This window comes from Kitasatospora sp. NPDC093102, from assembly GCF_040683915.1.
Classification (GTDB): Bacteria; Actinomycetota; Actinomycetes; order Streptomycetales; family Streptomycetaceae; genus Kitasatospora.
In genome coordinates, this window is the sequence record NZ_JBFBFA010000084.1 from 1 (window position 1) to 12,117 (window position 12,117).

A 12,117-nucleotide genomic window follows, 5' to 3' on the forward strand; every position below is an offset into this window, starting at 1 on the left:
GGCCGAAGCCGCTCCCACTGGCCGTCAGTCAGATCACCCCTACTCCCCATAGTCGTATCAACGACTCAACTGATCGGCAGGACACGGCCTAGTTCACCAGGAGTTCACCCTTCCGAAACCATTGCGCAACCCACTTCCACGGTTCCGCCCCCGCCGCGTGCGGAATGCACGGTAGCATCCGCTCCGCAACAGGGCGGTTACCCAACCGGGCATCGCCACAGGTCGGAAGGTGGACGCGCAGGTGGAGATACGGCTGCTGGGCCCGGTCGCACTCGTCGACGGCGGCGAGCCGCGCTCCGCCGGGGGCCGCCTGCGGCTCGCCGTACTCGCCCTGCTCGCGCACGACCTGGGGCAGGTCGTGCCGGTCGAGCGCTTCTTCGACCTGGTGTGGGGCGCCACTCCCCCGCCGCAGGCCAAAGCCGCGCTCCAGGGCCACATCTCCGCCCTGCGCCGGATGCTCGACGGCTCCTCCTTCACCCTGAGCACCCAGGCCCCCGGCTACCGCCTCACCGGCGACCCGGACGCGGTCGACGCCCACCGCTTCCTCGCCCGGCTGGACCGCGCCACCCGTACGCCCGACCCTGCCGCGGCCGTCCGGCAGCTGCGCGAGGCCCTCGACCTCTGGCACGGCGCGGCGCTCGGCGGTCTGCCGGAGACCACGCTGCGCCGGGCCCTCGCCGACCCCCTCGACGCCGCCCACCGACGGGCCACCGACCTCCTCGCCTCGCTGGAGGCCCGGCTCGCCGCCGCGGACCGGCCGGCACCGGCGCCGGTCGCCGACAGCAGGACCGTGCCCCGCCAACTCCCCCGCGCGGCCGTCGGGTTCGTCGGCCGCACCATCGAGTCCCTGCGGCTGGACGACGCCTGCGGCCCGGGCCCCGAACGCGTGGGGCTGGCCGTCGTCGTCGGCCAGGCCGGAGTCGGCAAGACCACCATGGTCGCCCGCTGGGCCGAGTCCGCCGCCGAACAGTTCCCCGACGGACAGCTCTTCGTCGACCTGCGGGGCTTCGACCCCGCCGGCCCGGCCGACCCCGGCGAGGTCCTCGGCCGCTTCCTCCAGGCACTCGGCCTGCCCGACCCGCACATCCCGCCGAGCACCGCCGAGCGGGCGGCGCTGTTCCGTCAGCGGACCCTGGAGAGCCGGCTGCTGGTCGTCCTCGACAACGCCCACGACGCCGCCGCGGTGCGCATGCTGGTGCCCTCCGGCGCGGGCTGCGCCACCGTCGTCACGAGCCGCAACAGCCTCCAGGAGCTCGTGGTGACCGAAGGCGCCACGCTCCTGCACCTCGACGTGCTCACCCCCGCCGACTCCCGCGACCTGCTCGCCCGGATGATCGGCGCGGACCGGCTCGAAGCCGAACCGCGGGCCGCCGACCGGCTGGCCGAACTGTGCCACCACCTGCCCCTGGCCCTGCGCATCGCCTCCGCCCGGCTCGCCGCCCACCCCGGGTGGGCCATCGCCGACCTGGTCGTCGAACTCGACGACGAGCACGCCCGGCTGGCCGTCCTCGACACCCAGGGCACGGTCAGCGTCCGCAGCGCCCTGACCCTGACCTGCCGCCAGCTGCCCGAGGACGCGCGCCGCCTGCTGCCGCTGCTCGCACTCCACCCGGGCAGCGAGATCAGCATCCCCGCCGCGGCCGCCCTGCTGGACGAGAACGGCGTGGTCGCCCGCCGGGCCCTGGGTTCGCTCGGCCAGTACCACCTCCTCGCCGAGACCAGCCCCTCCCGCTACAGCCGCCACGACCTGGTCCGGCTCTTCTCCGAAGAGCTCGCGAGCGCGCTCCCGCCCGCCGAGGTCGCCGCGGCCCGCGACCGCCTGCTCGACTTCTACCTCTGCGCGACCGCGCGCGGCGCCCACCTGCTGACGGCCTCCCAGCACCTGGCCAACCCCCCGCTGGCCCACCCGCCCAGGGCCCTGCCCCGGCTCGACTCCGCCCACCACGCGAACACCTGGTTCACCGACGAGGAGCCGACGATCCTGAGCCTGATCAGGTCGGCGACCGCGGAGGGCGACCACGTCCGGGCGTGGAAGCTGGCCGACAACTCCTGCCTGCTGGCCGAACCGGTCAGCTGCGTCAACCGGCTGGACCACGCCTCCGCGGGGCTGGCCGCCGCACGGCGCTCCGGTGACGACCTCGCCGAGAGCCGGCTGAGCCGCGCCTTCGGAGTCGCCTCCGCCGCGGCCGGCCACACCGACGACGGGCTGGCCCGGCTGAACCGCGCCCTCGAACTCGCCGACGCGCTCGGATCCCCGCAGGAGCGGCTGAGCTGTCTGGACTCCCTGGCGGTCGGGCGGTACTACGCCGGAGACTTCGAGCAGGCCGCGCACACCTTCCGGGCCTCGCTCGACGTCGCCCGCGACCTCGCCGACCGGCCCGCCGAAGGCCGGGCCCTGCTCAACCTCAGCTACATGCTCACCCTCACCGGCCGGGGCGAGGAGGCGCTGACCTGCTCCACCCGCTCGCTCGCCCTGCTGGACGACCTCACGCACACCCCGTCGTACGCGCACGCCCTCGGCAACCACGGCCTGGCGCTGGACGCCTGCGGGCGCCTGGAGGAGGCCGAGGCCGGCCTGACCCGCGGCCACGCCCTCGCGGCACGGTACGGCCACCAGCGCGCGGTCTTCCGCAACGCCTTCGAGCTCGGCCGGATCCTGCTGCGCCACGGCCGCCCGGCCGACGCCCGGCGCTGGCTGCTCGTCGCCCAGGAGGCCAACGAGACCCTCCGGCTCCCGGTCGTCGACGTCATCACCTCGCTGCTGGCGAAGGCCGAGCAGGCGGAACCGGCGGAACAACGCGGGTAGCCCGGCCGGGCCGCGCGTCGTCGCGCGGGCCGGCCGGGCCGGTGAACCGCCGTCAGCCGCGCTCGACCAGCGCGGTCTGGACGATGTGGACCGACCGGCGGCGGGTGATCCACTGCACCCGGCCCAGCGGGAGCAGCTTCGGCTTGACCATCCCGAGGAAGGCCCCCTCGTCCGGCTTGCAGGACAGCATCAGGGCCGGCGAGCCGAGGTCCCAGATGCTGCGCAGCACCCGGTCGGCCATCGCCCGGTTGGCGCCCGCCGAACTGCGGGCGATCACCAGGTGCAGGCCGATGTTGGCGCCCTGCGGCAGCAGGTCGTACAGCGGCGCGAGCGGCTGGTCCGAGATGCTGCCGCTGACCAGCTCGTAGTCGTCGACCAGGACGAAGTAGCGCGGGCCGCTCCACCAGTCCCGGCGGGCCAGCTGCTCCGGCGTGATGTCGGGGCCGGGCAGGCGCTCCTTGAGCACCTCGGCGATGTCCCGGGCCACCTGGCCGAGGCTGGCGCCGGAGACGGCGTAGCCGGCCCGCCGGTGCTCGGGCACCGAGTCGACCAGGTCGCGGCGGTAGTCGGCGAGCACGACCCGGGCCTCGTCCGGCCCGTACCGCTGCTCGATCGCCCGCGCGACCACGCGCAGCAGGTTGGTCTTGCCGCTCTCGGTGTCACCGAAGACGAGCAGGTGGGCGTCCTCCCGGAAGTCGTGGCAGACCACGTTGAGGCCCTGCTGTTCCAGGCCCACCGGCACGCGCAGGTCGCCGTCGGCGACCGGCAGGGAGTCGGCGGTCAGGACGTCCGGGAGCATCCGCACCGGCGGCGCCTTGGGCCCGGCCCACTCCTCGGTGATCTGCTCGACCAGGGCTTGGCTGGCCTCGCTCATCCCCTCGGGGCCGACCCCGCCGTCGATGCGCGGGACGGCGGCCACGAAGTGCATGCCCTGGCGGGTGAGGCCGCGGCCCGGCTGCTCCGGCACGAGGGCGGCGAGGCGGGCGTTGACCTCGGAGTCGACCGGGTCGCCGAGGCGCAGCTCGAAGCGGGTGCCGAGCATGTCCCGCAGCCAGGGGCGGATCTCGGACCAGCGGGTGGAGGCCACGATGATGTGGATGCCGTAGCTGAGGCCGCGGTTGGAGATCTGCCCGAGGATGCCCTCCAGTGCGTCGAACTCCTGCCGGAAGGTGTACCAGCCGTCGATCACCAGGAAGACGTCGCCGAACGGGTCCTCCTGGGCCCAGGCCTCGCCGCGCCGCTTGCGGTAGGTCTCCATGGAGTCGATGCCGTGCTCGGTGAACAGCCGCTCGCGCATGGCCATCAGCCCGGCGAGTTCGGCCAGGGTGCGGGTGACCCGGTCCGCCTCGCGGCGGCCCGCGACGCTGCCCACGTGCGGCAGCTTGCCCAGGGTGGAGAGCGCGCCGCCGCCGAAGTCCAGGCAGTAGAACTGGACTTCGCGCGGGGTGTGGGTGAGCGCGAGGGACAGGATGAGGGTGCGGACGAAGGTCGACTTTCCGCTGTGCGGGCCACCGACCACACCGACGTGTCCGGCGCCGCCCGCCAGATCGGCGACCAGCAGTTCGCGGACGCCCTCGAAGGGCAGGTCGACCAGGCCGAGCGGCACCCGCAGCCGGCCGCGTTCCGGGGAGTCGATCACGCTGAGGCCGTGGTCGGGGTGCGGCTCCACCGGGGGCAGCACGCCGTCCAGGCCGGGCGAGTCGGTCAGCGGCGGCAGCCAGACCTGGCGGGCGGCCGGGCCGGCGTCGCGGAGCTTGTCCAGCAGGATGGTCATCAGCGCCTCGTTGCTCTGCGCCTCCGGCTCGGGCGCCGTCTCCCGCTCCTCGGCGACGGCGAGCCGGGCCTCGGCCGGGTCCTCCAGCCGGTCGGTGCCGTACTCGACGATCTGCTGACGCACCGCTGCGGCGGCGTCCGGGGTGGAGCGGTGCCGGGTCGAGCCCTTGTAGGGGCCGGAGACGTACGCGGCCTTGAAGCGGGTGAGGGTCGAGGTGCCGGTCTTCAGGAACCCGGAGCCGGGCACCGGCGGCAGCTCGTACGCGTCGGGCACGCCGAGCACGCTGCGGCTCTCGGAGGCGGAGAAGGTGCGCAGGCCGATCCGGTAGGAGAGGTGGGACTCCAGCTGGTGGATGCGCCCCTCCTCCAGTCGCTGGGAGGCGAGCAGCAGGTGGACCCCGAGGCTTCGGCCGAGGCGGCCGATCATGACGAACAGCTCCATCATCTCGCGGCGGATGGAGAGCATCTCGGAGAACTCGTCGACCACGACGAACAGGGTGGGCAGCGGGTCCAGCACGGTGCCGGAGGCGCGGGCCCGCTCGTAGTCGGCGAGCGAGCTGTAGCCGGTGCGGCGCAGCAGTTCCTGGCGGCGCACCATCTCGCCGTGCAGCGCGCTCTGCATCCGGTCGACCAGCGGGAGTTCGTCGGCCAGGTTGGTGATGACCGCCGAGGTGTGCGGGAGCTGGTCGAGGCCGAGGAAGGTCGCGCCGCCCTTGAAGTCGACGAGGACGAAGTTGAGCACCTCGGAGTTGTGGGTGACGGCGAGCGCGAGCACCAGGGTGCGCAGCAGCTCCGACTTGCCGGAGCCGGTGGCGCCGATCAGCATGCCGTGCGGTCCCATGCCGCCCTGGGCGGACTCCTTGATGTCCAGTTCGACCGGGGTGCCGTCGTGGGAGAGGCCGATCGGCACCTTGAGCTTGTCCCAGGGGCTGCGGGTGGCCCACAGGGACTGCGGGTCGAAGGTGTTGGCGTCGTCGATGCCGAGCAGGTCGGTGAGCTCCTGGTCGGTGGCCAGCGGGTCGATGCTCTCCACCGAGCGGGCCAGCCGGTTCGGCGAGACGAGCTTGGCCAGGACGCGGGCGGAGACCAGGGGGAGGGTGTCGGGCTGCCCGACGGAGGTGAAGGTGTCGCGGCCGGTGCGGTCGACGCCGACCACCTCGATCTCCTCGACGGCGACCTGGAGGCGCAGCGACTGCTTGTCGTGCTTCCAGCGCAGCGCGCCGGCCAGGTCGAGCACGGTGGTGTTGGCGAATCCGGCGTCGGCGATCCGGCTGCCGGAGGGCAGGGCGACTCCGTCCAGCACGATCAGCATGTACGGCTCGTCGGGGCGGATCTTGCCGTTGGGTTCGAAGCGGCCGCGTTCGGCGAAGGAGTCGCCGAGCAGGCGCTCCAGCTCCATGACGCTGTCGGTGACGAGCCGGACGGGGCCGGCCGAGTCGTGGGCGGTGGGGTGCTGCACGTGCGGCAGCCACTTGACGAAGTCCCAGTGCGGCTTGGCATCGGCGCCGATGCAGAAGGCGATCCGCAGGTCGTCCGGCGCGTGCAGGGTGGTGAGCTGGCCGATCAGCGCCCGGGCGAGGCCGCGCACGGTCTCCTCGGCCTGGCTGCCGGAGAGGTCCGGGTGGGCGCGGAACTGCACCCGGGCGAAGGCGCGCAGCAGGACGGCGGTGGGCGAGCGGGGCACCACGGCCCAGGCCTTGATGAAGCGGCGCAGGGCGCTCGCGGAGATCGGGTCGAGGTCCTCGATCGGCTTGGACTGCGGGGGGCGCAGGGCGAGGACGGCCCGCTGGTCGCCGAGGCCGAGCCGGACCTCGCCGAAGTCGTCGTGGTTGGGGCGCCGTTCCCACAGCCGGCTGGACAGGGCCAGTGACCACAGGCCCTGCGGGGTGGGGAACTGCCAGAGCATCGCCTGGTACTGGGCGTTGGAGGCGGTGCGGGCCTGGCGCCGGATCTGGGTCAGGTAGCGCAGGTAGTCGCGGCGCTCGCCGTTGAGCTTGCGCTTGCGGTCACCGGCTCCCTTGACCATCTGGCCGGCCATCATGCCGACGCCGGACAGCGCCATCAGGCCGCCGACGATGTAGCCGGTGACGGCGCCGCCGGGCTGGATGAACATCAGCATCATCGAGCCGGAGGCGAGCGCCATGGGCAGGGTGGTGAGCGCGGTACTCATGCCGCCGCCCTGCGTCTCCGGCAGGACGGGCGGTTCCTGGATCGCGACCTCACCGCCGGGCATCTCAGGGCCCGGCCGGAAGACCGGGCGGCGGAAGATCTTCGTGCTGGGCACCGGGTATACCCCCCAGGGTCGTTGGGCACCTTCGTTTCTCAATCCGACGGAACGGCCCGGCGAGAAGCGGTGGTTCACCTGAACTCGGTCCGGGTTTCGGTCCGTAACCATCCCTCGGACAGGTGGTCCCATCCCCCTAACCCTTCCGAAGGGTGGTTTTCCCCATGAGTGCCAGTGCCTCGGACACCTGGCGGTTCACCGTGCAAGCGCCCTCTGGCCTGATCGAGCTCTCCGCTCCGATGGACGTGCCGCTGGCCGAACTGCTGCCCGTGATCGTGCAGAAGGGCGGGGACCGGCTCGCCGAGGACTCGCTCGAAGGCGACGGCTTCGTACTGCAACGCCTCGGCGAGCCGCCGCTGCCGGAGGAGAAGACGCCGAGCGCGCTGGGCCTGCTGGACGGCGAGACGCTCTACCTGCGCCCGCGCACCGAACAGATCCGCGAGGTCGAGTTCGACGACCTGGTGGACGGCGTGGCCGAGGGCGTCCGCTCGCCGCGCGCCAGCTGGAACGCCGGGTGGACGCGGCGGCTGTTCACCGGCCTCGGCGCCACGGCGGCGCTGGTCGGCCTGCCGGTCCTGCTGCGGGACGGCCCGGTCGCGGCGCGCGCCTGGGCGGCCGCGGGGGTGGCGGTGGTGCTGCTGGCGGCGGCGGCACTGCTGTCGCGGCTGTGGAAGGACTTCGCCAACTCGGTGGTGTTCGGCTGCGTCGCGGTCCTGTACGCCGCGCTGGCCGGGGCGCTGCTCGGTGCCGGCGCGGGCGGCTCGCCGCTGTCGGCCGCCGCGCTCGCCCCGGCGGGCGGCGCGGCGGCGTGGGCGGCGTTCCTGGGCTGGCTGGGCGTGGCCGGTCCGGGCGCGGTGGGCCGGCCGGAGGCTCCGGCGGGCGCGCCCGGTGCGCCGGTCTTCGCGGGCATGGGAGCGACAGCGCTGGGCGGCTTCGCCTTCACGCTGGTGCGCGAGGTGTTCGGCTTCACGCCGCTGGCCTCGGCCGCGCTGGTGGGTTCGGTGACGGCGCAGTTCCTGTGGCCGTACCTGCCCCTCATCGCGTTCCGGATGGCCCGCATGCGCCTGCCGGAACTGCCCACCGACGCCGAGCAGTTGCAGCGCAACCTGGACCCGATCCCGGGCAGCCGGCTGCTCACCCAGGCCGCCGTCGTGGGCCGCTACCTCCTCGCGCTGATCATCGGGCTGGGTGTGGTGTACGGCTCCTGCGCGGTCTACCTGGCGGCCTCGGACGACTCCTGGGCGCACTGGCTGGCCGGCGTGCTGTCGCTGTCGCTGGTGCTGCGCTGCCGGGTGCTCGCCGGAGTCGGCCACCGGCTCGCCACCCTGGTGCCGACCCTGCCGGTCCTCGTGGTGCTGCTGATCGGCCTCGGCTCCGGCTACGGCCCGTACGGCCCGTCGGGGGTGGCCGTCGCGCTGGCCCTGCTGGCGCTGGCCGCCGCGTACGGCTCGCACCGGCTGCCGGGCCGCCGGCTGCTCCCGTACTACGGCCGGACGGCCGACATCCTGGAGACCGTCACGGCGCTGGCCCTGCCGCTGCTGGTGCTCCAGGTGCTCGGCGTGTTCGCGCTGGCCCTCTCCGTCGGCCACCAGGGCTGACCCGCCGCCGTCTTCCGTCACTCAGCTCGAAGGGCGTGACCTGGGATGCAGAACAACCGCGACCAGCTACAGGCGTACACCACGGTGGTGGGCCGACTGGGCTCCGCGATCACCGCCGGCCAGTCGGATCCGCCGCAGCACCCGCTGAAACGGCTGACCACCGGGACGGTGGGCGGGATCGTGCTCGGCGCGATCGGCCTGGCGGGGACGGCGGCGTTCAGCCTGATGTTCCCGAGCACCGGCCCCACCGAGGCCGAGTGGAAGGCCCCGGGCGTCCTGATCGTGGACAAGGACACCGGCACCCGCTACGTCTTCCGCGACGACGAGCTGGACCCGGTCGTCAACGAGACCTCGGCCCGGCTGCTGACCGCGGCGGCCACCCGGGGCGGGGGCGCGGCGAAGGTCGTCAGCGTTCCGAACTCCTCGCTCAGGGACGTCAAGCACGGGCTGCCGGTGGGCATTCCGGAGGCGCCGGACGTGCTCCCGGACCCGCAGCGGATGAGCAGCAACCCCTGGCTGGTGTGCGCGCCGGCCCCGGGCAAGCCCAAGGACGCCCTGACCGTGGTGCTGCCGGGCGCGGCCGGCGACAAGGGCCCGGCCGTCACCGCCGCGCCGCCGCCCGGGCCCGCGCCGACGGCGGCAGCGACGGCGACGGGATCGCCGTCCACCGAGCCGCCGGTGAAGTCCCGGGCGCAGTCCGCCGTGCTGGTCCGCGCCCAGGACGGCGGACTGCACCTGGTCGTCGACGGTACGGCCCACCGCTTCGGCGGCCCCGGTGACGTCCTGGCCCTCGGCTACAACCCGGACCACGCCCTGCCCGTGCCGGACTCCTGGCTCGGCCAGCTGGCCACCGGCAGCACGCTGGCCGCCGTCCCGGTGCCCGGCACCGGAGGGGCCGGCCCCCAGGTCAACGGGGTCACCACCCAGATCGGACAGATCTTCAAGCTCGGCTCGGCCGACGGCTCGGCCACCTACCTGGTCGCCAAGTCCGACGGGCTGCACCCGATCACCGCCGTCCAGGCCCAGCTCCAGCTGGGCGATCCGACGATCGGGGCGGCCTACCCCGGCCGCCGGCCCGCGCCGCTGGACCTCACCGGCAGCGATGTGGCCCGCGCCGGCATCTCCGCCAGCACCGTCGGCGCCACCGACCTGCCCGCCGTGCTCCCCGGCCCGGGAACCGCCGCCCCGGCCGACCACGTCGCCTGTCTGAGCTTCAGCCTGGAACCCCGTCAGGTGGCCAAGCCCCAGGCCGTCACCCTCCCGACGGCGGCGCTCGACCGCGCGCTGCCCGGCAAGCGCGGCTCGGCCGCCGTGCTCGGCGCCGCGGGCGTCGGCCTGCTCGCCTGGCTGCCGCCGAGCGACCCGGCCAGCACCGCCCCGCCGGCGGAGTACCTGATCACGGACACCGGGACGGCCTACCGGGTCGCCGACACCGACACGGTCGGCGCGCTCGGGTTCTCCAAGGTTCCGCCGCTCGCCGTCCCCAAGAGCCTGCTCGACCTGCTGCCGGCCGGCCCGACCATCGACGCGGCCGCGCTGGCCGGCCCCGCCACCGGCTGAGGACCGGTCCCGCCGGACGGCCCGGCAGACCCGACACCCGCCCGACGCGACAGAAGACGCGACAGAAAGCGAGGCCGCGATGGCCACCCCCTCCGCGCTGGAGAGCCCGCCCGAGGCCGAGAGCGCCCGACCCGCCGCACCCGCTCAGCCCTCCGCACCCGCCACGCCCGATCGGCCCTCCGGCCCCGCCACGCCCTCCGCGCCCTCCGCGCCCGAGAAGCCCTGGACCCCGTACCGGATGCCCGGCCCGGCCCGGCTCACCCTGTGGACCGCCGCCGCCCTGGCCGGCGGCCTGGGCGGCTACCACGGCGGGCCCGTCGGCTACGCCGCCGCCGGGGCCGGGGCCGCCGTCCTCGGTGCCACCGCCGTGCTCTGGCCGCACCGGAGCATCGACCGGGTGCTGTCCCGCACCGCCGCCTACCGCAAGGAGCGGCTGGCCCGGTTCGCCGGCGAGGACGAACCCGCCACCCCCGAGGAGGCACTGCGCGGCTCCCTGCTGCCCGACCTGGAGATCTTCACCGGCGGCCCGACCACCGACCGGATCGGCGTGGTGTACGACGGCACCGGCTGGGCCGCCGCGATCAGCGTCCAGCTGACCGACTACGGCACCCCCGAACTGCTCACCGCCGAACTCGCCCCGCTGCTGCGCGACCCGCTCGGCGACCTCGCCTCGCTCCAGGTCCTGGTGCACAGCTCCCCGGGCGGCGAACCCGGCCTGGTGGACGGCTGCCCGACCTCACCGATCCTGCGCCAGACCCTCATCGTGCTGCGCGTGGAGGCCCGGGGCCGCCGCGCCGACGGCCCGTTCACCACCGCCGCACTGGCCGTGCGCGCCCTGCGCAAACGGCTGCGGACCACGGGCGCGCTGCTGGCCCGGCACGGGATCACCTGCCACCGGCTGGACGCCGAGGAACTGACCTTCGTCCTGCGGCTCGCCCTCGGCGCCGAGCTCGTCGCGGTGGAGAGCGACCCGGAGACCGGCGCGCCGCTGCCCCCGCCGGTCGCGATGCCGGACCGGACCGTCGAAACCGACTGGTCCACCTGGCAGTTCAGCGGCATCCGGCACGAGGTGCTACGGGTCCGCAAGGCCGAACCCGGCGCACTGGCCGCCCTGCACGAGCAGGCCTCCCCGACCCGCACCGCGGTCACCAGCTCCGTCACCCTGTTCCCGACCGGCGGCGCCGGAGTCGCCCAGCAGACGCTGGTCCGGATCAGCCGCCGCGACGGCGACGACGAGGCCGCCCGCGCCTCGGCCGGCCTCACCAACCGCTTCGGCCTCAAGCTCGCCTCGCTCAACGGCGTCCAGGGCGACGCCAACCTCGCGGTGCTGCCGCTGGCCCGGCGCACCGGTGGGCGCGGCAGCTGGGAGGGCGCGGCCGTCAACGGCGACGGCCACGACCCGCGGACCACCCAGTCCGTCGACACGGGCGGCCTGCTCATCGGGTACGGCCGCACCGGCGACGAGATCGGTGTCCGGCTGCTCGGCAGCACCGGACGCTCCACCGCGCTGGTCACCCCGCCGCAGATCGCCCGGCTGCTCGCCCTGCGCGCCGCCAAGTCCGGCGCCCAGGTCCTCGTGGTCTCGCACCGCCCCGACCTGTGGCAGCGGCTGCGCACCACCGCGCCGTTCTCGGTCCGGATCGCCGCCCCGGGCGCGACCCCGTCCGCGGACGACTTCCGCCCCTGGCTGGTCCTGGAGGACGTCAACCACCACACCGCCCTCCCCCGCCCGGAACGGATCGGCCCGCTGCGCGGCTCCCTCACCCTGCTCCCGCCGGTCGGCACCGAGGACACCCCGTGGGCGACCAGCTTCGACACCGTGGTGGTCGCCTCCCTGCCGCAGCCGCTCGCCGAACGGCTCGGCCAGGCCTTCGACCTCACACCGAAGGACGTCGCCGAACTGCCGACGCTGCCGAGTGACACGCTGGCCGTCATCCGCCGCCGCAGCGTCCGCTACGCCACCTTCCAGGGCGCGGGCCCGCTGGAGCAGACCGTCCTGCTGTGAGGCCGCCGGAGGTCCGTGGGCCGGCCGGCTGCTGCCGGCCGGCCCACGGCATTCCGTCAGGCGACGGCGTCAGCCGGAATCGCCGTCACGG

General features: G+C 74.5%; 5 protein-coding genes. 4 read left to right on the forward strand and 1 reads right to left on the reverse strand.

The window, feature by feature from the left end; translation table 11 throughout:
- Positions 1-241: 241 nt before the first annotated feature.
- Positions 242-2,806, forward strand: coding sequence for an AAA family ATPase (locus AB0O11_RS38030; protein WP_363396805.1), 2,565 nt, complete (start codon positions 242-244; stop codon positions 2,804-2,806).
- Between the two features lie 52 nt (positions 2,807-2,858).
- On the opposite strand, the gene eccCa is transcribed toward AB0O11_RS38030, so the two are convergent.
- On the reverse strand, positions 2,859-6,863 hold the full coding sequence (gene eccCa / locus AB0O11_RS38035) for a type VII secretion protein EccCa (RefSeq protein ID WP_363396808.1): 4,005 nt from the start codon (positions 6,861-6,863) through the stop codon (positions 2,859-2,861).
- Positions 6,864-7,027: 164 nt separating this feature from the next.
- Between eccCa and eccD the strand changes: the two genes are divergently transcribed.
- From eccD to AB0O11_RS38050, 3 genes are all read left to right on the forward strand, one after another.
- A complete protein-coding gene (eccD, locus tag AB0O11_RS38040) occupies positions 7,028-8,461 on the forward strand; it encodes a type VII secretion integral membrane protein EccD (protein WP_363396811.1) in 1,434 nt (477 codons plus the stop codon).
- 45 nt (positions 8,462-8,506) lie between these two features.
- The gene (gene eccB / locus AB0O11_RS38045; RefSeq protein WP_363396813.1) at positions 8,507-10,021 is read left to right on the forward strand and encodes a type VII secretion protein EccB; all 1,515 of its coding nucleotides are present in this window, start codon (positions 8,507-8,509) and stop codon (positions 10,019-10,021) included.
- A 79-nt stretch (positions 10,022-10,100) separates the two neighbouring features.
- Positions 10,101-12,026 (forward strand): hypothetical protein, encoded by a 1,926-nt coding sequence (locus AB0O11_RS38050; RefSeq protein WP_363396816.1) that lies wholly within the window; start codon positions 10,101-10,103, stop codon positions 12,024-12,026.
- The last annotated feature ends 91 nt before the right edge of the window (positions 12,027-12,117 follow it).